We start from the raw sequence: 22,364 nt of genomic DNA on the forward strand, positions 1-22,364 counted from the left end.
GCAGAGGCGTGTCAGCAGCACGTGCAACCCTACCCTCACGTAAGGGTAGATCTGAAGGGGTGAGCAGGATCGGCACCATGCACATCGGCGAGCTCGCCGAGCGGACCGGCCTCTCGCTCCGGACCCTGCGCCACTACGACGAGATCGGCCTCGTGAAGGCGTCCGGCCGCACCGAGGGCGGCTTCCGCCTCTACACGTCCACCGACTACGACCGCCTGATCCTCATCCGCCGCATGAAGCCGCTCGGCTTCTCGCTGGAGGAGATGGCCGCGCTGCTCCGCGTGATCGACACCCTCGAGGCCGAGGGCGACGACGCGCCGGCCGAGGTCCGCGCGCAGCTCGACGCCTTCGTCGCGCAGGCCCGCGAGCGCCGCGAGGCGCTGAGCGCCCAGCTCGCGATGGCCGACGAGTTCGTCGAGCTGCTCACCAGCCGCTGAGCCCGGTCGCCCGGCCGCCTGCGCGATCGATGCGTCGCGAACGGCTCCCACGCGGCTCCGATGACGACCGTTCGCGACGCATCGGATCCCGGGAGCGCGGGAGAGCGGCTCAGGTCGCGCTCGCGTCGGGCAGCTGCTCCGGGCAGTCGCCGCCCGGCTCGGTGGCGAGCTCGAAGTGCCAGATCTCGTTCGCGTAGGTCTGGCAGAGCCCGTAGTCGGTGCCGTGCTGCGCGAGCCAGCTGTCCGCGTCCGTGTAGCCGATGTCGACCGCGCCGCCGGTGAGGTGGGCGGAGGAGGTGACGGATGCGACGCGGCCGCCGCGGCCTGACGGCGGCTCTCAGCCGCGCGGGCCGCGGGCCAGCAGGGCGTGCAGCAGCGGCAGCGCCGACGCGGTCATCAGCACGGTCCCGAAGCCGCTGTCGTCCGGGCGCACGACGGCGCCCGCGATCAGCAGGCCCGCGAACAGCACGGCCGAGATCACGCGGCGGACGGTGCCCTCGAGCCGGTTCAGCCGGCGCTCGATGGTGGGGACGGTGACCGCGAGCTCGCCGTCGTCGAGGGTCGTGACGAGCTCGTCGAGCCGGCGCGGCAGGCGCCAGATCAGGCCGAGCGTGTCGACGGCCTGCTTGCCGACGTCCTGCACGACGGAGCCGCGCTCCTCGCGGATCAGCTGCTGCGCGTAGGGCTCGACCGAGTCCCACAGGTTGAAGGCCGGGTCGAGCGCGCTGCAGACGCCCGAGGTCAGCGACATCGCGCGGATGACGAGCAGGAAGTTCTCGGGGAGCTGGAACGGCAGCGCGCGCACGACGTCGCCGAACTGCACGGCGAAGTCGCGGAACTCGCGCGGATCCACCTCCCGCAGCTCGGCGAAGCCCATGCCGCCGAAGCGGGCGAAGAGCTGCGTGAGCGCCCGCTCCAGCTCGCGGGAGTCGGCCGAGGGGAGGAGGACGCCGACCGCTCGGGCCGCGTCGACGAGCCCCTTGCCGTCGCGGGAGGCGGCGGCGATCAGCATCCGGCGCAGGCCCGCGCGGGTGCTCGGCGGCACCTCGCCCATCATCCCGAAGTCGATGAAGGTGAGGCGCCAGGGCAGCTCGCCCCCGGGGGTCGGCGTGACGAAGACGTTGCCGGGGTGCGGATCCGCGTGGAAGTAGCCGTTGGTGAAGAGCTGGTCGAACATCACGGCCGCGAAGACCGGAGCGACCTCCCGCGGGTCGATCCCGGCGGCCAGCAGCGCGGCGTGGTCGGTGATCTTGATCGCGGTGACGTCCTCGAGCGTGAGGACCTTGCGGGTCGAGCGCTCCCAGACCACGTCCGGGACGGCCACCCGGGCGTCGCCCGCGAAGTCGGCGGCGAAGCGGACGGAGTTGGCCGCCTCCTGCAGGTAGTCGATCTCCTCGAGGCTGGTGACCGCGAACTCCTCGACGAGGGCCGGGGCGTCGACGCGGTCCGAGACGAGGCGCACGTGGCTGAGCCAGCCGCCGACGCGGCGCAGAGCCGCGAGGTCGACCTCGACGATCTGGTCGATCCCCGGCCGCTGCACCTTCATGATGGCGGCGGAGTAGCCGGTGTCCTCGGCGTCGACGGGGGAGAGCCGGGCGCGGTGAGCCTGCCCGAGAGAGGCGGCGGCGACGGGCGACTCGTCGACTCCGGCGTACGCGCGCTCGAGCGGCAGCCCGAGCTCGGACTCGGCCAGCGCCCGGATCCGCGGGAACGGGACGGGCGGGACCTCGTCCTGCAGCCCCTCCAGCTCCCGGGTGATCTCGGGCGGCAGCACGTCCAGGCGCGACGACATGAACTGGCCGACCTTGATCATCAGGCCGCCGAGGTCGACCGCGAGCACGTGGAAGCTGCGGGCGAAGCGGCGCATCCGGCCGGGCCGGGTGCGGAGCGCGACGCGCGTGAGCCCCACCCGCGGCAGGAGCAGGTCGAAGAACCAGGTGACCGCGAGATGCCACGCGGCGAAGCGGAGGATCCGGCGGTAGCGCCGCCGGTCCTCCCGCTCTCGGTGGCCCGGGGCGGCAGGACCCGGGCTGACCGAGGCCACCCGGGTCAGTCCTGCGCGAGGATCGCGTACAGGCGGCGGCGCACGTCCTCGAGTTCGGCGACGGCCTTGCGGATCTGCTCGGGGGTGCCCGAGCGTCCGACCTGGGCCGCGGCCTGGGCGAGCTCGAGGCCCGCCTTGGGCAGGGCGCCGAAGTCGACGTGGTCGGAGTCGTTCCACGGGGTCGAGGTGCCGTGCTCGGCGACCGTCGCGCGGCCGGCGTCGGTCAGCGTGTAGGTCTTGCGGCCGTTCTGCTCGTCGGCCGTGATGAGGCCCTCGTCCGCGAGGAGCTGGAGGGTCGGGTAGACGGAGCCGGGGCTCGGCTTCCAGTCGCCTCCGCTGCGCTCCTCGATCTCGCGGATGATCTGGTAGCCGTGCATGGGCTGCTCGGCGAGGAGCGCGAGCACCGCGGTGCGCACGTCCCCGCGGCCGACCCGGGAGCCGACGCGCTTCTCCATGCGGGAGCGGGCCTGCTCCATCGCGCGCCAGATGCTCTCGATGGGCGTGCCGGTGCCGAACGCGCCGGTCGATGACGATCCGTTCATGATGACCTCCTGTTTCTCCGAACGATACTCAGCGATATGGGTGGCGACTGTGAACGACTGCCGCGTCGGCTCAGAGCTTCGCGAGCTTCGCCCGGGCGACGAGGAACAGCCCGTACATGACCAGTCCCGCGCTGACGAGGGTCAGGGCGATCGTGCCGTACGGAGGGACGTCGAGGAAGTGGATGGCCCCGTCGAGCCCGGTCGCCTGGCGGGCGTCGCCGGTCAGCGCCGCGACCACGAAGATCCCGCCGGCCAGGCCCAGAGCGAGCCCCTTCGTGATGTAGCCGGTCGCGCCGAGGATCAGCACTGCCGTCCCCGTCGGGCCCTCGGGGATGCGGACGAGCTTGCGGAAGCCGCGCCGGATCCCGATCGCGACGAAGCCGATCCCGCTGCCCAGCACGATCCCGCCGACGATCACGAGGATCACGACGCCGACCGTGCTCGTCAGCAGCTCGGTGTTGATGCGGCGGATCGTGGCCGAGGAGCTCGTCGAGCCGCCGAGCGCGAAGACGAGCGTGGTGCCCGCGAGCGTGAGCGAGGCGAAGCCCTTGCCCGACTCGACGATCCGGCGGCCCAGGCGGGCGGCGAGGCCGGGTGCGGAGGAGCGCCCGCCGAGGGAGAGCTGCCAGAGGCCGAGCGCGACGAGCCCGACCAGCGCGGCCCAGACCACCACGAGCCCGACGGGGGAGTCGGCCATGCGCCCGATCGCTCCGGACGCGTCCGCCTCCCGCGAGGTCTCGTCGCTGACCGCGACGCGCAGGGCGAGGCCGCCGATCAGGAGGTGGATCAGTCCGTTGACGGCGAAGCCCGTGCGGGCGAGGCGCCGGAAGCGCCGGGTCCGGACCCCGGCGCGCGGCGACGGCACGCTCGCAGTGGACATCGCGCAACCCTCTCATCCCCGGCGGCCCCGGCGCCTCCTGACCCGCCGACGCGCGCGTGGCAACCCTCTCCCCGGCCCGGGTGCCCGCGTCGTGGGATGGAGGTGCGATGCAGATCGCGCCGCAGCAGGACGAGAGAAGGAACCCCATGCGTGCACGCCGACGTCGCGCGGGCGGTCGCCGAGGGCCGAGGCGGGGCGGACGTCCCGGACCGGTCCCGAGCGGGGGAGGGCGGCGACGATGACCGGAGCGACGCTCCTCGTCCGCCGCCCGTCGAGCCCGGCCTCGCGGGTGCTGGTGCTCCACGCGACCGCGGTCGAGCTGGAGCTGCTGGTGGCCGCGCTGCTCGGGCTCGCCGAGGAGACGCCGTGCCTGGACGTGCGGGTGGCGGCGAGGTCGCGGGCGGCGCTCCTGCTGGCGACCGTCGATCCGGAGGCGGTGCTGCCGCTGGCCGAGGCGCGGCGGGTCCGCGTCGGGCTCCGCCGCGAGCGCGAGGAGCTGGAGCGCGGCGGGGTCGGGTGCCGGCACGTCGTCGAGGCGCGGGCAGGCCGTCGGTGAGGGGATGCCGGGATGTCGGCTGATCGGCATCTCCGCGGTGCTGAACGGGGGGTGCCCTGATCCGTGTGCGAGCGGGCGGCTGACCTCAGACTGGGGAGGCCGCTCTCCGCAGCGACTCCGCGCCTCCCTCCCGATCCGACAGGACCCGGCATGCCGCTCAGCTCCGACCGCCCCGCCGTCGCCGATCCGCGGCGCCGCTCCCTGGTGCAGGCCGCGTGGGCCGCTCCGGTCGTGATCGCCGTCGTCGGCGCCCCCGCCGCGATGGCGTCGACCTCGGCGGCTCCCACCCTCTACGTCTTCTTCACGGGCGTGGGCGATTCGGGCGACGTCTTCCTGGAGCTCCTCGCCGGCGACGGGACGCCGCTCCAGCAGCAGTTCGAGTTCCAGGGCGTTCCCCGCGGCACGGACGCCTGGGTCACGGCTTTCCGACCGAGCACCGACGCGTCGGGGATCTTCCGGGCCCGGATCCCCGCCACGCTCACCGCGGCCTACTCCGCCCTTCGCATCGTCGTGCGGGTCCTCGGGTTCGCCGAGCCGCTGATCAGCCAGGTGCAGAGGCTGCCCTTCGAGGCCTGAGCGCGAGCGAATGGACGGCTCGAGGCCCGTCCGACAGCGCCGCCGCTCACTTCTCCCGTCGGCGGCGACGCCGCCGCAGGACCACGACCGCCGTGAAGAAGGCGGCGGAGAGGACGAGCAGCGCCGCGACTCCGACGAGCAGGAGTCGGGCGGCCACGAGGAACTCCTCCATCGGAGCGTCCGACAGCAGCATCTGGATCGCCGCGACCGCGTGCACCAGTGCGATCCCGCAGAGGATCCGCCCGGTGTTCGCGATCCACCGCCACCCGTCGAGGTCCGGATGCGGCCGCTCGACCTCGGCCTGCTCCGCCTCGAAGTCCGCGATGAGCTCCCCGAGATCCCCGAGGTCCAGCGGCGACTCCGGCGGAAGCGCCAGCAGTCTCCGCAGGCGCTCCTCCGTGCTCGCTCCGGTCCGCTCCATCACTGCGACGAAGAGCCGGCGCTCGCGAGCAGTCGTCCACCCGGGCACGAGGACGCCCCAGCGGCCGGCCTGATCGTCGTAGCCCTCGTCGCGATAGGTCTGCGCGAGGAGCTGCCGCGCCTCGAGGGCGAGCGGATCCGCGTCGATCCGTGCGCGCAGCTCGGTCCGCCGCGCTCTCAGCCGGCGCCGCTCGTCGGCCCCCGCTCGATCCATCCGGTCAGTATGGCGCCCGGAGGCCGCGCCTGAGGTTCCGCTGAGACCCACCCGCCCCCCTCTAGAGGGTGGCGGGCCTCGTGACGAAGGCCGTCTCCAGGTAGGGCAGCTCGGCGCGGGCGAAGACCGCAGTGAGGACGCGGTCCTCGAACGCGACGCCGAGGCCGACCACGAGGGCGTCGGTGTCCACGCGCATCCCGTCGCGTGCCACGCCGTCCACCAGGACCGGGACGCCGTGCTCGACGGCCGACTCGGTCACGGGCCCGAGCAGGTCTCCCGGCAGGCCGCCGCGCACCCGCTCGTTCCGGAACTGATTGATCAGCACGTGCTCGAGGTGTTGCACCAGCGCCTGCTCGGGAGTAGCCCAGGGCCCATCGGAGTCGAGGGGCACCGTGGTCCTCACGGCTTCCCAGAGCATCGGGTGCCTCATCTGCTCGCGGACCTTCATCAGGCTGTCGGGGAGCGGCCGACGCGGCGGCCCGTCGAGCTCGGCCCGCAGGTCGTCGTCGAGGTCGGCCAGGTTCACCGGATCGCTGCGATCGTCCGGATTCCGCCACAGAGCGTAGGAGAGGGATGCGGACTCGAGGTGGGTCCGCCCCTCCGACGTGGTACTCACGGTCGAGACGCCGAGCTCTTCGATCGACGGCTGAGGCGTCAGCGCGAAGAGGGGCCCGCCGAAGCGTGCCGTCACCTCGTCGGGCGTCGGAAGCTCGAACTCCTCGGACGGTCCAGGATCCACCACGAACATGCGCCTCAGCCTGCCCGCGGCCCACGCCGCGTGCAACGGCTGCGCGCGATCCGACGCGCGGCCGTCGCGACCGGTCCGGGGGAGCGTCCCAGCCCGCCCTCCTCGAGGGAACAGCACCGCCCCGTCAGCAGCAGCCGCAGGCCTCCGAGTCCTCGCTCGTCAGCGCGGCGATCGGCGTCGTGCAGGACTCGCCGCGCCAGGCCTCCAGGCCCTCGCGGACGGCGACCGCGGCGATCACGAGACCGGCGACGGGGTCGGCCCACGTCCATCCGAGCGTGCTGTTCAGCAGCAGGCCCACCAGGACGGCGGCGGAGAGGTACGAGCAGAGGAGCGTCTGCTTCGAGTCCGCGACGGCCGAGGCCGAGCCGAGCTCGCGGCCGGTCCGGCGCTCGAGCAGGGAGAACGCGGGCATCACCAGCAGGCTGACGGCGGCCAGCACGATGCCGACGGGGGAGTGCTGGGCCTCCGAGAATCCGAGCAGCGCCCGGACCGAGTCGACGGCGACGAACGAGGCCAGGCCGAGGAACGAGACGGCGATCACCCGCAGCGCGGTGCGCTCGCGCGCCTCCGGATCGCGGCCCGAGAACTGCCAGGCGACGGCCGCGGCGGAGAGCACCTCCACCACGGAGTCGAGGCCGAAGGCGACGAGTGCGGTGGACGACGCGACCGTCCCGGCGGCGAGTGCCAGGATCGCCTCCACCACGTTGTAGGCGATGGTCGCGCCGACGATCCAGCGGATCCGCCTCTGCAGCACGCGGCGGCGGGCGGGGAGGAGCGGAGCGCGCAGGGCGGTCATGCGCAGCGGCAGTCGTCGCCGGAGCAGCAGTCCGGATCGACGACCAGGGCCAGGCGGAGCAGGTGGTCGAGCGCCCCGGCGATCCGGGTCTCGGCAAGCCGGTACCAGGTGTACCGGCCGTCCTTCACGGCCTCCACCAGCCCGCATCCGCGGAGGCATGCGAGCTGATTCGACATCACCTGCCGCGAGACCCCGAGCGCGTCCGCGAGGTCGGAGGGGACGGCCGGAGCCTCGCGCAACGCGAGCAGGATCCGGGACCGGGTCTCGTCCGCCAGGGCGGATCCGAGGCGCGCGAGAGCAGCGGAGTGGGTGAGGGTCGCGGTGGCGGGCACGGGAGCGACGGTACACGCGATGCTGTATCGAGCGCGAGGGCGGTGGTCTCTCCTCGAACGTGCGAGCCCCCCTCCTGCTCCCCCCGTCGGGTGGGCGGACGGGCCGCACTGCCGCGGATCCCCGGGGCCGGCCTCCACGGCGCGCCGCGTACGGCCCGTGCGCCGTGCCAGGATCCCCTTGATCACGGCGCCCGTCCGCCGCTCCGCCGCTCGGTCTCCTGGAAGGGCCACGGACCCGCCTTGCTCGATGCCACGACCCTCCGCGTCGCCTTCGGGGTCACCGCCCTCACCCTCTTCCTGCTGTTCGCGCTGGTCACCTACCGGTCGACGCGCTCGTCCTTCAGCTTCTGGTGGTGCACGGCGCTCGCGCTGTTCATGGGCGGCTCGCTCGCCTACCTCCGCGACGGCACGGCCGACCAGGTGTGGGCGAATCCGCTCGGGAACGGGCTCATCGTGGCCGGCGCCGCCGCGGTCTGGGCGGCGAGCCGCTCCCTCCGCGGCCGACCGACGCCGTGGTGGCTGGTGGTCGCTCCGACCGTGGTGGTGACGGGCGTGTCCAGCCTCGACTCTCCCGCCGTCAACGACTGGTCGGGAGGGCTGCTCTACCTCGCCTCGATGGCGCTCCTCATCGGCCTGTCGACCCGCGAGATCACGCTGCTCGGCGCCGGGCGCTCGCGCACGCGCTGGCCGCTGCTGCTGAGCTCCGGCGCCCTCTCCCTCTACTACGCGCTCCGGTTCGCCGTGTTCCTGGCCGCGGGGCTGCGCAGCGAGCTGTTCGCGACCTGGTTCGGGACCCCGACCACCACGCTGATCACGCTGGTGCTGCTGGTCGTGGTGTCGTTCAGCATGGCGTCACTCAGCGGCGAGCAGGTCGCGCAGATGCTCACCGCCGGCGCCGCCCGCTCGCGGCAGGAGCTCGCCGACGGCGAGAGGGTGCAGCGGCGGCTCGAGCCCCGCTCGGTCCCGGACCTCCCGGGCTACGACGTCGCCGGCGCCTGCGTGCCCAGCGGGACGGTGAGCGGCGACTTCTTCGACTGGCGCTGCACGCCCGACGGGCTCGCCGTCACCGTCGCCGACGTGATGGGCAAGGGCGTCGGCGCCGCGATGATCGCCGCCACGGTCCGCGCCGCCCTGCGCGTCACCCCTCCCGCCCTCGGCCCGGCGGCGACGATGGCGCTCATCGACCGGGTCGTCGAGCCGGACCTGTCGGCGAACGACGCGTTCGTCACGCTCCTCCACCTGCGGCTCAGCGCCTCGACCGGCGACATCGCCCTCGTCGACGCCGGGCACGGACTCGGGATCGTCTGCCGCGCCGACGGCTCGCGCGAGCGCATCCCCTCCGCCCATCTGCCGCTCGGCCTCCTCGGCACGCAGGAGTGGGAGCCGACCGGCCTCCGGCTCCACCCCGGCGACCTGCTGCTGATCTGCAGCGACGGCGTGCTGGACCTCTTCGACGGCTCCCTCGCCGCCCTCGACCGGGTGGCCGACGCGGCCGTCGCCGCCCCCGCGACCGCCGCCGACGCGGTCGCCGGCGTCACCCGCCTGGCGGCCGAGGGGCTGCTGGCGGACGACGTGACCGTGGTCGCGATCCGGCGGACCTCGGGGAGCTGACCCGGCCTCAGCCCCGCCCCGCCTGCAGCCGGAGCCCGGCCAGCAGCAGGTCGAGGCCGGAGCGGAACACGTCGAGGTCGTCGTGCGTCGCCATGACGTCGGCCGCGTGGTGGCCGAAGGGGAACTCCTCCGGATCGAGGGCGCGCCAGCGGTCGGCCAGGTGCTCGAGGAACTCGCCCCTCTCCATCCCGCTCTCGAGGAACTCGCGGGGCGGCGGCTGCGCCAGGTCGGCCGCGACTCCGACGACGTAGCTGACGATGGACGACACGGCGTGGAACCGCTGCCGGGGCGTCAGGTCGAGAGCCATGAGCTGCTGCCCGAGGCGCTCGTACATCGCCATCGAGTTGGGCTGCACCCCGGTCGTGCGGAGCATGTAGAGGCCGAACCAGGGTCGGCGGACGCACTCGTCGAAGAGGGCCAGTGCGACGGCGCGGACGTTGTCGATCGGGTCCGGCCCGTGGGTGAGCGGCTCGCTGTCGGCGAGGACCCGACCCATGACCTCGTCGGTCGCCCGCTCCAGCAGCTCGTCGCGGCTGCCGACGTACCAGTAGATGCTCGCCACACCGCCGCCGAGTCGGGCCGCGAGCGCGCGGAACGTGAGGGCCGACTCCCCGGACTCGTCGAGGATCGCGATCGCCTCGGCCAGCACGGTGTCGAGCGAGTGCGACGCTCGGCGGCGGCCCCGGGCGGGGGAGGGCGCGGCAGCGGTCTCCGTCGGGCGATCTGCAGGCATGGCTTGCATCTTACCGAACGGCGTTCCATACTATCGAACGCCGTACGAGAGTCGAACGGCGTTCGATAGGAAGGCGCCTCGATGTCCGCTCCGACGACCACCTCCGCCGAGTCCCGCGCTCACACCTCCCTCCGCTCCGCGGCACTCCCGCTCGCCGCTCTCTGCCTCGCGTTCTTCGTCGAGATGGTCGACAACACGCTGCTCTCGATCGCCCTCCCGACGATCGGACGCTCACTCGACGGGTCGACCGCCGGACTGCAGTGGGTGACCGGTGCCTACTCCCTGACCTTCGGCGGGCTGCTGCTGACAGCCGGGTCCGCCGCCGACCGGTTCGGCCGCCGCCGCGTGCTCCTCACCGGCCTCGCCGCGTTCGGGCTGATCAGCCTCGCCGTCGTCCTCGTCACCGACATCGGCCAGCTGATCGCCCTCCGCGCGGCGCTCGGCTGCGCCGCGGCCGCCATGGCGCCCGTCACGATGTCGCTGGTGTTCCGGCTCTTCGACGACGAGAGGCTCCGCATGCGGTCGATCACGATCGTGATGATCGTCGGGATGTCCGGCATGGTCCTCGGCCCCCTCCTCGGCGGCTCGATCCTCAGCACCGTCAGCTGGCAGTGGCTGCTCGTCGTCAACGCCCCGATCGCGCTGCTGGTCTGGATCGGCGTGCGCCTCGGAGTTCCCGCGGACCAGCGCGCCGACCTCACCTCCGGTCGGCTCGACCTGCCGGGGACCGCCCTCACCGTCGCCGCGGTGGGGCTCGGCTGCTACACGCTCACCAGCGGAGTCGAGAACGGCTGGCTGTCGCTCCTCACGATCGCCTGCGCCGCGGGGACCGTCGCGGCCGTCGCGGGATTCGTCGTCCGCGAGCGCCGCGCCGTCTCGCCCATGATCGACCTCGCGATCTTCCGCGCCGGCCCCGCGCGGGGAGCGGCGCTCACGCAGCTCGGCGCCTCGGTCGCCTTCGCGAGCGTCCTGTTCGGCCTGATCCTGCACTTCCAGTACGCCTACGGCTGGAGTCCGGTGCGCGCCGGCCTCGCGAACCTGCCCGTCATCGTCACGATGCTCGCCGCCACTCCGATCACCGAGCGCCTCGCCGCGAAGCTGGGGCACCGCGCGGCCTGCCTGATCGGCACCGGGCTCCTGGTCGGCGCGCTGCTCGGGATGTCCTGGGCGGTGGACCGGGGCTACCTCGCGATCGCCGTGATGATGGTCGTGATGACGGTGGGCCTGCGGACGATCATGACCATCTGCGCCGTCGCCCTCGTCGAGGCGATGCCCGCGAACCGCACGTCGATCGGTGCGGCGCTCAACGACACGGCCCAGGAGATCGGCACCAGCATCGGCACGGCCGTCGTCGGCACGCTGATCGCCGCACTGGTGGCGACCACCCTCCCGGCGGGCGCGTGGAGCGCGGACCTCGTCCGGAGCTTCTTCGCGGGTGAGCGGGTCGCCTTCCTGGTCGTGGCGGTCCTCGTCGGCGTGATCGCGACGATCGGCTCGCTGTCACTCAGCGACTCCCGCTCCACCGAGGAGCCGGCGGCGGCCTAGTCCATCGGGTCGCGCCGGGCGTCCTCGAGGTCGGCGATGTCCGTGTACTCGAGGAAGTCCAGCGGCGGGATGTCCGTCATCTCCTCGCTCCAGGAGGGGCGGGCCGGCTGCATGCGGCGCGTCTCGAGCTCGATGTGGGCGATGACTTCCGCGTCGTCCGGCTCCTCCACCTCGCTGCTGTCGATCGGCACCGACCAGAGCTGGCTCGCCGGCCCGATCAGCAGGTGGGCGTAGGCGCGTCCGCCGCCCTCGGTCAGGACCGGCACCGAGACGACATCCGACTTGCTGACGTCCGCGAGGGCCCGGGCGTACCGGAGGACCGCCTTGCAGGTCAGGTCGCCGACGAGCAGGTGGCCGCTGGAGTAGTGCAGTTTCCGCATGCATCCAGCCTCCGCGCGCCGCCCGCGGGGCCTCAAGAGGGTTGCCCTGGGAAGGCGGTGCCCCTAATGGGCCGGGAGGTCCCGCCCGATCGGGGTCATCGCTCCGGGTGTCCGGCGCTCTCGCGGAGCTCGCGGCCGTCGGCGACGTCCTCGGCGTGCTTCTCGGCTTTCTTGTCGCTCTGCCGGGTGTCGCGGGGCGGGAGCTGGATGTGCTCCTCGGCTTCGATGCCGGCCTGCAGCTGGCGGCCGCGCTCGAGCTCGGCGTCGAACTCGGCCCCGAAGAGCAGGGCGAGGTTCGTGATCCAGAGCCAGAGGAGGAAGACGATCACGCCGCCGAGGGCGCCGTAGGTCTTGTTGTAGTTGCTGAAGTTGGCGACGTAGAACGCGAAGCCGGCCGAGGCCAGCGCCCAGACGACGAGGGCGAGGATCGAGCCCATGCTGGTCCAGCGGAACTTCGGCTGCCGCACGTTGGGGGACCAGTGGTAGAGGACCGCGACGATGACGACCATGATCGCGATCAGCACCGGCCACTTGGCGATGCTCCACACGGTCAGGGCGATCTCGCCGAGGCCGATCGCGTCGCCGATGGTCTGCGCGATCGAACCGCTGAGCACGAGGATCAGTCCGGCGATGACGAGCAGGAGGACCGTCACGAGGGTGACGGCGAGCATCGTGGGGCGCAGCTTCCAGATCGGGCGGCCCTCGTCGATCTCGTAGACGCGGTTCATGCCGCGCCCGAAGGCGCCGACGTAGCCGGAGGCGGACCAGAGGGCGCCGAGGACACCGGTGACGAACGCCAGGCCGGCGGCGGGGCTGGAGGTGAGCTCCTGGATCGGGCCGCGGACCGTGTCGAGGACGTCGGCCGAGACGAACCCGCCGGCGATCTCGAGCACGGTGTCGGTCGTGGTCTCGGCCTGGCCGAAGAGGCCGAGGATCGAGACGATCGCGAGCAGCCCAGGGAACAGCGCGAGGACGGCGTAGTAGGTGAGGCCGGCCGCGATGTCGGTGCACTGGTCGGCGCCGAACTCGCGGAGCGTCTTCTTGAGGACGTAGCCCCACGAGCGCTTGGTGACGTCCGTCGGTCCGTCGGGCTTGCGGGAGTCGTCGGGGTCGGGCGCGGTGCGGTCGTGCTCGGTGCTGGTCTGGGCCACGGTCGTCCTCCATCTCGAGCGTCTGCGGATCGTCGGCAACGGAAGGACCGCCTGCGATCGCTCCGAGCCCCGACGACGCCGTGCTCGCCACCGACCGTAGGAGCGCCGGACGCGCAGGGCAGGACGGTTGACAGCCGCCCGTCGAGTCCGGTGGGGGAGGTTTCCCGCGGTGGAGCCCGCGCTCAGAGCTGCGCGAGCAGCCTCTCGCACGCCTGCTCGCAGCGGTGGCAGGCCTCGGCGCAGATCCGGCAGTGCTCGTGCATCCCGGCGTGCTGCTCGCAGTCGTCGGCGCAGGCGCGGCAGGCCAGGAGGCAGGCCTCGACGAGGGCGCGGACGGCCGCGGATCCGACGACGCCTCGGCGCGAGAGCACGGCGCCGGTCGCGGCGCACACGTCGGCGCAGGCGAGGTCGGTGCGGATGCAGTGGACCAGCTCGGCGACCGACTCCTCGCCCAGGCACGCGTCGGCGCAGGCGAGTGCGCAGGCGCCGCACGCGTCGATGCACTCGGCCAGGACCTCCGGATCGACGCCGCGCAGCTCCTCGGGGTGGCTCCGGATCATGTCGCTCGTGCTGCTCATGGCGCGTCCTCTCGTCGTGACCCCGGCGGGTCAATCGGTCCGGGCGACGCTACGGGCCCGCCCGCCGCCGGGCGAGGGCCTGGCCAGGCACCGCGGCCGGTGGTAGCCGGGCGGTCGTGAGTGGCGAGCTGGAGGAGCGATCGGGCCAGACACAGCCCTTGCGTCGCCAATGGGGAATTTTGGAGATCTGCACCATAGCGACGGGGCACTCCCTGGCCAAGACACCCTCAGCCCGAGGACCGGCGACCGAGGCTCACGCCGAATGGGCTGAAACCTTCGGATCAGCAGCCGATATACGAATCTCGACTGTCACGAGACACAGCCAGATTCGCGTAGCTCTCTGCGAAAGCGGCGTCATCTCGCGAGTCACTGGCGGCGAGCATCGCGGTGAATGAGGCCAGAGCCGAGTCGAAGTTCGCTGCGAGGAGGTCTGCTTCCGCCTCGCAGACGTCGAGACGCGAGTCCGCCTCGTCCAGGGCGTCCCGCAGGTCGTCCACTTGAGCTGCGTAATTCGTCGCCGCCTCAGACGCTCGTGCGAGTTCCTGTTGCTGTGTGACGACTGTCACTGCGACCGCGACAGCGGCAAGGACGGCGACTATCACAGCACCGATGAGTGCCACCCAGAAGGAGGCGGGGCGATTGTGGCGTGGCGGACTCGCGACTGTCATGCATGAATACTACCTGCGCGCAGAAATCACCGTGTTCAACGCGTCCACTTGCTCGAGTAGGCATTGATGACCATTTTGATCGCCCCTCGGGTGAGGCGAAACGGATCGACCCGGGAGTTTCGGGAGAAGCGGCGCAGGCCCTCAGATCCTGCTTGCCGCCAAGTACCTTCAGGTCTTCAAGAGTCGATGTCCTCGTCAAGAATCCACGTCCTCGTCAGTGGGATTCTCGATCGAGTGGTTTCGGGCAAGCGCTCGTAGACCATGAACAAACGATCAAGAAGGTCCTCTGAGTCCCAGACGCGGATCGTCAGGCGATCGGTGCGAATGGCGGTGCGCGCCTGACGATTCAGACCGCCCCAGGCTACGAGCAGACCCTGATCAGCCTTGTTCGAAGCCATCGCTCCCTGGAGGCCTCGTACAACAGGCGCACCTATCTGACCTGCTTCAGATTTGACCTCGACGATGAGGGTCGGAGAATCCAGACCGAGCGGACCGCGTCCGGCGATGATGTCTACCCCGAAATCGGGCCCCTCGGGTGACACATCACAGGTGTAGCCCTCGGCCCTCAGGAGATCGCCGACAAGGTGGCTCAACTTGTGGCCGCCGAAGTTCTCGATGAGGTGAGTCCTCACCCTGTCGCGGATTGCCTGAAGAGTGGGAACGCTTCGAGGGTCCGTTACGTCCTCGACCGTGCTTCGCCTTTCGTCCATTCCAGCGGAAACCGCGGAGCTCTGGGGAGCGCTGATCGGTCCGGAGCCCGGATCCACCCCTGTCTGCATCACGCTTCGCAATCTTGCCTCTGCATTGTTCTTCGTTGCGCGGAAAATGGTCATTGCGCCATTCACCGTGTTGAGAAGATCGTCCTTGAGGGAACCGCGGGAGATTTCCGAATTTCTCCATTCGACCCCGATGGTATGGCGGCGTGTCGGATCAGGCTCGTCGGCATCGAAGCTGTAGCCGCGAGTGCACACCCCGATAGCGATTCGCTTCGTCGACTTCAGTGGAGTCACAACGATGTCGCCCGGCTCGATGAGGGTCCGGAGGGCGAGTAATTGACCGGTGTAGTTCGCGAGCCGACCCGGCTGCGAGTCCCTTGGGAACCCCGCTTCCACTGATGCGGCGATCTGGCCCCGTAAAGTGAGGTGGGAAAGGTCCTCGACCTCGTGGAACCCGCCTCCTGCGATCGACTTCTCGAGGGTCCAGGAGTCGCGTTCGCCACTCGCCCCGGCTCGAACTACCCACGCTGTCATTCGAGACTCCCTGCGCTGCTGATCGTGACGCTGTTATTGAGACGGAGTAGCAAAAAGGGCTGCTCGGCCGACGACCCGAACCATTATCGACGGTAGTTCTGCCTCACCGCTACTTTCCGCCCGGCGGCCGAGGTCGCTTCGGGGGGCGGCCGGTAGGCGATCTCGCGGTGTGGTCCGAGACGACTGCGGCCCGCGCAGGAGCCGGAGGGATAGAGAGACGGTGTGCCTATCAGGAGAGGGGGCGGCCTGGCCAGGCACCGCGGCCGGTGATAGCCGGGCCGTCAGCCCCTCACGACGAAGGCGTCGTGGATCAGGTTGCCCCCGGTCGCTGCGGGGTTCCGCGTGCTGCCGCGGGTGATCGTGACGGTGTGGGTGCCGGCGGGCAGGGTCCCGCTGGTCCAGACGGTCTGGGCGGAGCGGGTGGTGGCGCTGTAGCGGTCGACCGAGGCCACGAGGACGCCGTCGAGGCGGACCTCGTCGATCCCGGACGTGCTGGACCGGCGGCTCACCCACGAGACTCCGGTGCCGGTGAAGCGGAGGGTCGCCGAGGCGCCCCCCGTCGACGAGAAGGAAACGCCGCCGCCGCTGTCCGCGGAGGAGGAGGTCGTGGACCAGGTGCCCGTGACGGCGACGGCCGGCGAGCCGTTCTGGTGGGTGCCGGCCCCGACGGCGGCGAGCGGAGTCGCGGTGGCGGTCGGCGTGGAGGTCGAGGTCGGCGTGGCGGTCGCGGTCGGCGTGGGCGTGGCCGTCGGCGCCGGAGTGGCGGCCCTCTTCGCGAGCACGATGGACGCCGTCGCTCCCTTCAGCCCGCTCGGCCGGAACGTGATCGTCGTCGCGGTGCTCGTCCTGCTCGTCACGCTCAGGGCGGCGCTCGAGGACACCGTGCCCGCGGTCGGCCGCGCGAGCGTCACGGTGAGCGCGCTCGTCGAGACCTGCGTCGGGTCGACGGTCGAGACGGTCACCGTGTCCGCGTCCTCCCGGATCGAGACCAGTCCGGCGCCGGTGATGCTCGCGACCCGGGTGCCTCCGACGAGGACGGGGCTCGTGGTCCCGGCCTTCCACGACACGGCGCTCACGGTGCCGGTCGAGCGGTCGCGGGCGGCGCTCAGCTGGGGTGTGTTGCTGAGCACGGTCACGTCCGGGTCCGCCGCGTACGCGGCGGTCGCCGCCTCGGAGGCGCCGGGGAGGACCGTGTACGCGTAGGAGGCGCCGGTCGGGTTCGTGCCGTGGCTCGTCGTGAGGGAGTAGTAGTGGCCGGTCACCGGCGCCGTCGGACCGGCGGCGCTCACGGCGCTCCAGGCTCCGGTGCGGGTCCGCCCCTGCGCGGTCAGGGCGATCGGCGTCGGGAAGACGTAGCCCACCGACTCCGCGGAGCCGGTGATCGAGGCCCAGCGGGCGGTGCTCGTGGCGGTCGCCTCCGCACCGCGGAGGACGCCGTCGACGCGGAGCCTCGCGTCGGGAGCGACGTCGCGGCGGTCGTCGATCACCGTCTCTGCGCGCCGGCGCACCCCGTCCCAGCCGGTCCCGGACATGTCGGTCGCCGTGATCCCGGAGCCGAGCGCGAGGATCTCGTCGTCGAAGGTGAACCAGGCCTTCTTCGCGACCAGGCTCACCGACGCCGCGTCGAAGTCGAGCGCCGCGATCCCCGTCCGCCGCGACGGGCTCTCGAGGCTCCCGGTGAAGGTCGTCGTCGGGCGGGACGACGCGCCCTCGCCCGCGCTCCGGACGATCGTGTCCTCGGTGGTGCCGGGCATCCGGTACGGGTTCGCCGTGGCCCAGTAGCCGTCGTCGTACTGGCGCCCGCTGCCCAGGTGGAGCGACGTCGCTCCGTCGCCGGTGTACCAGCCGCTGCGGTTCTCGCCGTTGAGCGACTCGTAGCGCGCGATCCGCGTGCTCGACAGGCCGACGGCGAAGCCCGAGGTCGCCGTGGTCCGCGTGAAGCGGTCCATCCCGGCGAAGGCCCGGACGCCCGAGCCGATCGGGGTCGCGGTCAGGCCCGTGTCGGCGAGGACGAGCCGCGCGCGCACGACGTCGCTGACGGATCCGGCCGTCTCGATGCTCACGGGGCTGCCGGAGTTGCAGGCCAGCCAGCTCTTCGCCAGCGCGTTCGTCCGTGTCCTGGCCGAGGGAGGGGCGCTGTCGGCGAGGCGCAGCACCGCCGCCTGCAGCTGGACGCCGACGTCGCCGTCCTCCGACTCCGCCCGCGCCGTCTCGCGGCCGCGGACCGTCGACATCACGGCGCCGCACCAGGTGACGGGGGCGAAGGAGGAGGCGAGCCGGTCGTACACGCCGAGCCCCTCCGGGCTCGTGATCTCCCAGCGGGAGCCGTCGAGCAGCGCGTAGAGGTCGTCGAGGGTGTCGAGCATCGAGAGCCCGTACCCGCCGCTGTAGGCGAAGACGCTGTGCTGCACGAAGGAGCCGTCGGCGTGGAAGCCGTCGCCGGACGCCACCGTCCGCAGCGCCGGGTCGATGCCGGCGGCCGCCTCCGCGATCTTCGCCGGCTGCTTCAGCAGCACCGCCCGCCCGGCGATGACCGCCGCCGTCCAGACGCGGTTGGCGCCGGTCCGGGTGACGGTGTCGGCGAAGCGCGTCGAGGCCGACAGGTAGGCCTGCACCTGCGCCGCCGAGAGGTCGGGGTAGAGGAGGGCGGTGATGCTGTTCAGCTCGAGCGGGATGCCGATCTGCTGCTCCCACCAGCGGGAGGTGCCGGTGGTGGAGCGGTTGTAGCGGTTCGCCGAGAGCCAGTCGGCGGTCGTGACGACGTCGCGGAGGAGCGCCGGGTCGCCGCTGAGGGCGGTGCCGGGGGTCTTCAGCGCGGTCGCGAGGACGGTGACCCGCTTGTAGGCGGCCCACACCTCCACCGCCGAGGTGCCCGTGACCAGGTCGGGCCAGGGCTCGCCGCCGTCGGTCTCGAGCGTCGACCAGTAGCCCTCGGCCTCGGCGACGAGGCGGCCCTTCGCCGCGGCGAGGCCGCCGACGCTCCCGCTTCCCGGGATCGTGCCCGTCAGATCGGCGACGAGGGCGAGGCGCATCGCGTCGTACTCGTCGCCCGCCGAGTCGACGGCGGACGCTGTCGGCGCGGCGGCGAGCGGGAGGATCAGGGCGGTCACCAGCAGGAGCGCCGCAGCGAGCGGGCTCCCGCGCCGGGGCGCGTCGGATCGAGAGGGTCGGTTCGTCTCCGCGCGCGATCGGCGGAGGGGACGCGGCTGGGTGGGCACGGGCGCTCCTGAGGCGACGCCCACGAGCCTGCGGGCTTCGGGTGCTCGCGGGTCGCCGGGGGAGCGTCGGGTGAAGAGTAGTGGTCCGCTCCGTCCGGCGGCAAGAGGCGGAGGCGAGGACGGCCGGGATCGGCCACCGCCGACGCTCCCGACCGCGCGATCTGCGACAGCCGTACCCCGTGAGGGGTACAGAGGCGCCGAAGGTCCCCCACCCGTCAAGCGGGGCGATACGGTCGGAGGTGCGTGTGCGCTCCGGGGGGTCCCGGCGCGGCGCGCAGGGGGAAGGGGGCACGGATGATCGAGGCCGAGCAGGATCCGCGGCTGGTGGCGCTCGAGGCGCTCGAGATGATGGGGTCGGCTCCGGAGGAGCGCTTCGACCGGATCACGCGGATGGCCGAGGAGCTCTTCCGCGTGCCCGTGGCCGAGATCCACTTCCTCGACGACACCACGCTGTTCACGAAGTCCCCGCAGCGTCCGGACGCCGTGCTCGCGTACCCGCGCGCCGGCACCTTCTGCGACGCGACGCTCGAGAAGCGCACCACCTTCGTCGTGCCGGACCTCGGTGCCGACGAGGCGTGGGCCGGGCACGAGCACGTCGCGGGGTACCCGCACGTCCGCTTCTACGCCGGGCGGCCGCTGTCGGTCGAGGGCGACCTGCAGCTGGGCACCCTCTGCCTCATCGACTTCGTGCCCCGGAGCCTCACCCCGGACGAGCGGCAGCTGCTCGAGGAGTTCGGCGAGTGGGTCGAGCGGGAGCTGCGCGACACGGCGGAGCGCGACCGCGCCGCCGACATGCAGACGCAGATGGCTCCCTCCTCCCTCCACCACCCCGCCGGCTACGAGCTCTCGGGGCTCTCGCTGCCGCGGTGGACGATCACCGGCGACTTCTACAGCTGGCGCGGCGACGACGAGACGGTCGACCTGACCCTCGTGGACGTGATGGGCAAGGGGACGGCGGCGGCGATCGTGGCCGCGTCGATCCGCTCCGCGTTCCGGGCGCGCCTGGGCGGCGACCCCGACGCGGTCGTCAGCGCGGTGAGCGCCCAGCTGCACGACGACTTCACGGCCACCGAGACCTTCGCGACCCTCTTCCACGGGCGCCTTGACACCGCGTCCGGCCGGATCGACTTCGTCGACGCGGGCCACGGGCTCACCGTCCTCCTCCGCGCCGACGGCTCGTTCCAGCGGCTCGCGGCACTGGGCCTCCCGCTGGGCATCGCGGAGGACGGCGGCTGGATCACCCAGACCGTGGAGCTCGCGGTCGGCGACTCGCTCCTGGCCTTCACCGACGGCGTCCTCGACCTCTACGACGGGACCCTGCAGTCCCTGGCGCGCGCGGTCGACCTCGCCCGCGACTCCGCCGACACCGCCGAGTTCCTGCAGGCGCTGAGGGCGCTCGCCGCCTCCGGCTCCGCGTCCGACGACATCACCGCCCTCGTGCTGACCCGCACGGGCGCCGACCGCTCCGCCGAGAAGGACCCCGCATGACGTTCACGACCGAGACGATCGCCCCCGACATCGCCGTGCTGCGGGGGGAGGGGCGGCTCAACGCGGCCTCGGCTCCGGAGCTGCGCTCGGCCGTCCGCCGGGCGATCGACGAGGGCAGCCCCCGCATCGTCGTCGAGCTCAGCGCGGTGACGTTCATGGACTCCTCCGGTCTCGGCGCCCTGGTCGGCGCTCTCAAGACCGCGCGGCAGGCGGGCGGCGACCTGCGGATCGCGGCTCCCAGCGGGCAGGTCGTGATGGTGCTGCAGCTGTCCAATCTGGACCGGGTGCTCACCCTCTTCGACACGGCCGGCGACGCGTACCGTGACTGAGCGCAGCGTCGGGTTCCGCACGCCCCCGGACGACACCGAGGTCGTCCACGAGATGCTCGCCGGGCTCTGGGGCGAGCGCCCGGACCTGCCGGCCCGCGACCGCATGGCCGTCGAGACGGCGCTGGTCGAGCTGGTCGACAACGTCATCCAGCACGCGACGTCGACGACGACGATCGTCTGCCGCCTCGTCGTGCGCGTCGAGGGAGACGCGATCCACGCGGAGCTGGTCGACACGGCCGATCCGCCGGACATCGGCACGGGGCCGCGGGAGATGCCGGACGTCTTCGCCGAGTCGGGCCGCGGGCTCGCCCTCATCCAGGCACTGACGACTACGTTCGAGCACGAGCGCTCCGAGGGGCGCAACGTCTGGACCCTGACCCGGGCGCTGGACTCCTAGCGACTGGCGCGGATCAGCGGATCGTGTGCGCGGTGATGACCGCGGCGGCACGCGCCAGGTCGTCCGCCATGCCGTTCAGCCCGGGGGAGGCCTTCAGCACCTCCGCGCTGACCTCGTCGTAGCGCTCGTCCACCTGCGCGAGCAGCTGCTCCCCGGAGGCGGTGAGGCGCAGCAGGACGCTGCGGCGGTCCTGCGGGTTGGCGAGCCGGTCGACGTGGCCGGCGGTCGCCAGCCGGTCGAGGAGCGCGGTCACGGCGCCCGTCGAGAGGGAGAGCTCGAGACCCAGCCACTTCGGCGTGAGGTCGGGCGACTCGCCGAGCACCTCGAGCGCGGTGAGCTCCGAGATGCCCACGCCCACGCCCGCGGCGATGCTCGCGCGGAGGTGCCGCTGCGCGTTCTCGAGCAGCCGGAGCGACTGCCGCAGCTGCACGGCGGGCGCGTCCTGGTCGACGTCGCGCGGGGTCGGTCTCTCGGTGGTCATTCGTCCTTCTCGGGGTAGGGCTGGGGTCATCGTACGGGTCGCCCTCGGGGGTCCCGGCCTGTCACCCGGACAGGGGGTGAAAGAACGATTGCAATGTATCTTTGTCATCAAGTAACTTAGCGGTCAATCGAGTTCGGCGGACCACCAGCCGGACGCTCCCCCTTCAGCATCAGCCCGCCCCACCCGATCAGGAGTCCTGCCATGTCGACCCACACCGCCAAGTCCAAGCGCGTCCGCTTCGCTCCCCTCGCCATCGCGACGAGCATCGCCGCCGCCGCTCTCCTCTCCGTCTCGATGTCCGGCACCCTGTCCGGCTTCGTCGCGAGCATCTCCAACACCGGCAACACCGCCGCCTCCGGCTCGCTCGTCATGGAGGAGAAGTCGACCGGTGCCAGCCCCATCACCTGCCTCAGCACCGACGGCGGCTCGATCAGCACCAACACCGCGACCTGCGCGACCATCAACAAGTTCGGCGGATCGACCACGATGGTCCCCGGCCAGACCGTCACCACCGCGATCACGCTGAAGAACACCGGCACCGTCAACGCCAACACCTTCACGCTGACCCCCGGCGCCACCTGCTCGCAGAGCAACAACGTCGCGGCCGGCGCCTCCGGCTCCGCCACCGACTTCTGCGGCAAGCTCAACGTCGTGATCACCTCCGGCGGGACCACCGTCTTCACCGGCACCGCCGCGACCCTCGCCGGCTCGGCCGTCAAGACCCTCAACACCGCCCCGGTCACCCCCGGCACCTCCACCCCCTTCTCCATCGCCGTGACCCTCGACTCGTCGGCCACCAACGCCTACCAGGGCCTGTCCGCCTCGCTCCCGCTCACCTGGACCTTCGCGAGCTGATCCCCTCTCCACCCGGCCCGGAGCGCCCCCGCGCGACGGGCCGGGGGAGGAGCGTCCCGCAGCGCTCCTCCTGCACCGCCCCCGAGAACCCCCCTCCCCCGAGATCCGCGCCGCACGGCGCACGCCCCCGAGAAC

24 protein-coding genes are annotated in these 22,364 nt (G+C 72.2%); 9 read left to right on the plus strand and 15 right to left on the minus strand.

The genetic code is table 11. The features are described from left to right. Positions 1 to 77: 77 nt before the first annotated feature. Entirely contained in the window at positions 78 to 437 is a 360-nt protein-coding gene (locus C5C44_RS11895) for a MerR family DNA-binding transcriptional regulator (RefSeq protein WP_104227142.1), read from the plus strand. A gap of 337 nt (positions 438 to 774) precedes the next feature. Here C5C44_RS11895 and C5C44_RS11905 read toward each other — a convergent pair whose 3' ends face one another. From C5C44_RS11905 to C5C44_RS11915, 3 genes are all read right to left on the minus strand, one after another. Then, entirely contained in the window at positions 775 to 2,481 is a 1,707-nt protein-coding gene (locus C5C44_RS11905; RefSeq protein ID WP_104333942.1) for an AarF/ABC1/UbiB kinase family protein, read from the minus strand. 5 nt (positions 2,482 to 2,486) lie between these two features. Further along, on the minus strand, positions 2,487 to 3,023 hold the full coding sequence (locus C5C44_RS11910) for a PadR family transcriptional regulator (protein ID WP_104224292.1): 537 nt from the start codon (positions 3,021 to 3,023) through the stop codon (positions 2,487 to 2,489). A 70-nt stretch (positions 3,024 to 3,093) separates the two neighbouring features. Continuing rightward, positions 3,094 to 3,903 carry a DUF1206 domain-containing protein gene (locus C5C44_RS11915; RefSeq protein WP_104335920.1) on the minus strand — a complete coding sequence of 270 codons (810 nt, stop codon included), beginning with the start codon at positions 3,901 to 3,903 and terminating at the stop codon, positions 3,094 to 3,096. Between the two features lie 238 nt (positions 3,904 to 4,141). Here C5C44_RS11915 and C5C44_RS11920 point away from each other — a divergent pair, with 238 nt between their 5' ends. Beyond that, a complete protein-coding gene (locus C5C44_RS11920; protein ID WP_104261209.1) occupies positions 4,142 to 4,459 on the plus strand; it encodes a hypothetical protein in 318 nt (105 codons plus the stop codon). 150 nt (positions 4,460 to 4,609) lie between these two features. Continuing rightward, positions 4,610 to 5,035, plus strand: a complete 426-nt coding sequence (locus tag C5C44_RS11925) for a hypothetical protein (RefSeq protein WP_104309979.1) — start codon at positions 4,610 to 4,612, stop codon at positions 5,033 to 5,035. 46 nt (positions 5,036 to 5,081) lie between these two features. Here C5C44_RS11925 and C5C44_RS11930 read toward each other — a convergent pair whose 3' ends face one another. From C5C44_RS11930 to C5C44_RS11940, 4 genes are all read right to left on the minus strand, one after another. Continuing rightward, the gene (locus tag C5C44_RS11930; protein ID WP_104309980.1) at positions 5,082 to 5,669 is read right to left on the minus strand and encodes a hypothetical protein; all 588 of its coding nucleotides are present in this window, start codon (positions 5,667 to 5,669) and stop codon (positions 5,082 to 5,084) included. Between the two features lie 61 nt (positions 5,670 to 5,730). Further along, positions 5,731 to 6,411, minus strand: coding sequence for a hypothetical protein (locus C5C44_RS16740; RefSeq protein ID WP_146084339.1), 681 nt, complete (start codon positions 6,409 to 6,411; stop codon positions 5,731 to 5,733). A gap of 130 nt (positions 6,412 to 6,541) precedes the next feature. Next, complete coding sequence (locus tag C5C44_RS11935) at positions 6,542 to 7,213, minus strand: cation diffusion facilitator family transporter (RefSeq protein WP_104335921.1); 672 nt, start codon at positions 7,211 to 7,213, stop codon at positions 6,542 to 6,544. Further along, entirely contained in the window at positions 7,210 to 7,545 is a 336-nt protein-coding gene (locus C5C44_RS11940) for a helix-turn-helix transcriptional regulator (protein ID WP_104234042.1), read from the minus strand. Before C5C44_RS11940 ends, C5C44_RS11935 begins: the two co-directional genes overlap by 4 nt. A 240-nt stretch (positions 7,546 to 7,785) precedes the next feature. Between C5C44_RS11940 and C5C44_RS11945 the strand changes: the two genes are divergently transcribed. Continuing rightward, complete coding sequence (locus C5C44_RS11945; RefSeq protein ID WP_104335922.1) at positions 7,786 to 9,156, plus strand: PP2C family protein-serine/threonine phosphatase; 1,371 nt, start codon at positions 7,786 to 7,788, stop codon at positions 9,154 to 9,156. A gap of 7 nt (positions 9,157 to 9,163) precedes the next feature. Here the strand turns inward: C5C44_RS11945 and C5C44_RS11950 are convergent, their stop codons facing one another. Then, entirely contained in the window at positions 9,164 to 9,889 is a 726-nt protein-coding gene (locus C5C44_RS11950) for a TetR/AcrR family transcriptional regulator (RefSeq protein ID WP_219812210.1), read from the minus strand. Between the two features lie 81 nt (positions 9,890 to 9,970). On the opposite strand from C5C44_RS11950, the gene C5C44_RS11955 reads away from it, so the two are divergent. After that, complete coding sequence (locus C5C44_RS11955) at positions 9,971 to 11,434, plus strand: MFS transporter (RefSeq protein ID WP_104269623.1); 1,464 nt, start codon at positions 9,971 to 9,973, stop codon at positions 11,432 to 11,434. Here the strand turns inward: C5C44_RS11955 and C5C44_RS11960 are convergent. The 6 genes from C5C44_RS11960 to C5C44_RS11985 form a co-directional block, all read right to left on the minus strand. After that, positions 11,431 to 11,814: a hypothetical protein gene (locus C5C44_RS11960; RefSeq protein ID WP_104335923.1), complete on the minus strand. Its 384-nt coding sequence runs from the start codon at positions 11,812 to 11,814 to the stop codon at positions 11,431 to 11,433. The genes C5C44_RS11955 and C5C44_RS11960 overlap by 4 nt on opposite strands. A 95-nt stretch (positions 11,815 to 11,909) precedes the next feature. Continuing rightward, the gene (locus C5C44_RS11965) at positions 11,910 to 12,965 is read right to left on the minus strand and encodes a YihY/virulence factor BrkB family protein (RefSeq protein WP_104335924.1); all 1,056 of its coding nucleotides are present in this window, start codon (positions 12,963 to 12,965) and stop codon (positions 11,910 to 11,912) included. Positions 12,966 to 13,147: 182 nt separating this feature from the next. Beyond that, entirely contained in the window at positions 13,148 to 13,543 is a 396-nt protein-coding gene (locus C5C44_RS11970) for a four-helix bundle copper-binding protein (protein ID WP_181132835.1), read from the minus strand. A gap of 281 nt (positions 13,544 to 13,824) precedes the next feature. After that, a complete protein-coding gene (locus tag C5C44_RS16745; RefSeq protein WP_146081551.1) occupies positions 13,825 to 14,211 on the minus strand; it encodes a hypothetical protein in 387 nt (128 codons plus the stop codon). A 176-nt stretch (positions 14,212 to 14,387) separates the two neighbouring features. Beyond that, entirely contained in the window at positions 14,388 to 15,461 is a 1,074-nt protein-coding gene (locus tag C5C44_RS11980; RefSeq protein WP_258065958.1) for a restriction endonuclease, read from the minus strand. Between the two features lie 281 nt (positions 15,462 to 15,742). Continuing rightward, entirely contained in the window at positions 15,743 to 18,571 is a 2,829-nt protein-coding gene (locus C5C44_RS11985) for a polysaccharide lyase 8 family protein (protein ID WP_146084340.1), read from the minus strand. 402 nt (positions 18,572 to 18,973) lie between these two features. Between C5C44_RS11985 and C5C44_RS11990 the strand changes: the two genes are divergently transcribed. Genes C5C44_RS11990 through C5C44_RS12000 form a run of 3 tightly spaced genes read left to right on the plus strand, consistent with a single transcriptional unit; the run spans position 18,974 to position 20,893 of the window. Continuing rightward, entirely contained in the window at positions 18,974 to 20,167 is a 1,194-nt protein-coding gene (locus C5C44_RS11990; RefSeq protein ID WP_104224280.1) for a PP2C family protein-serine/threonine phosphatase, read from the plus strand. Next, a complete protein-coding gene (locus C5C44_RS11995; protein WP_104267899.1) occupies positions 20,164 to 20,496 on the plus strand; it encodes an STAS domain-containing protein in 333 nt (110 codons plus the stop codon). Before C5C44_RS11990 ends, C5C44_RS11995 begins: the two co-directional genes overlap by 4 nt. Next, a complete protein-coding gene (locus tag C5C44_RS12000) occupies positions 20,489 to 20,893 on the plus strand; it encodes an ATP-binding protein (RefSeq protein WP_104227126.1) in 405 nt (134 codons plus the stop codon). The genes C5C44_RS11995 and C5C44_RS12000 overlap by 8 nt, the downstream gene beginning before the upstream one ends. A 13-nt stretch (positions 20,894 to 20,906) precedes the next feature. Here C5C44_RS12000 and C5C44_RS12005 read toward each other — a convergent pair whose 3' ends face one another. Continuing rightward, positions 20,907 to 21,374, minus strand: coding sequence for a MarR family transcriptional regulator (locus C5C44_RS12005; protein ID WP_104224277.1), 468 nt, complete (start codon positions 21,372 to 21,374; stop codon positions 20,907 to 20,909). A gap of 201 nt (positions 21,375 to 21,575) precedes the next feature. Between C5C44_RS12005 and C5C44_RS12010 the strand changes: the two genes are divergently transcribed. Further along, entirely contained in the window at positions 21,576 to 22,229 is a 654-nt protein-coding gene (locus C5C44_RS12010; RefSeq protein WP_104224276.1) for a hypothetical protein, read from the plus strand. Positions 22,230 to 22,364: the final 135 nt, after the last annotated feature.

The sequence above is a fragment of the Rathayibacter sp. AY1F6 genome, assembly GCF_002932035.1.
Lineage (GTDB): Bacteria > Actinomycetota > Actinomycetes > Actinomycetales > Microbacteriaceae > Rathayibacter.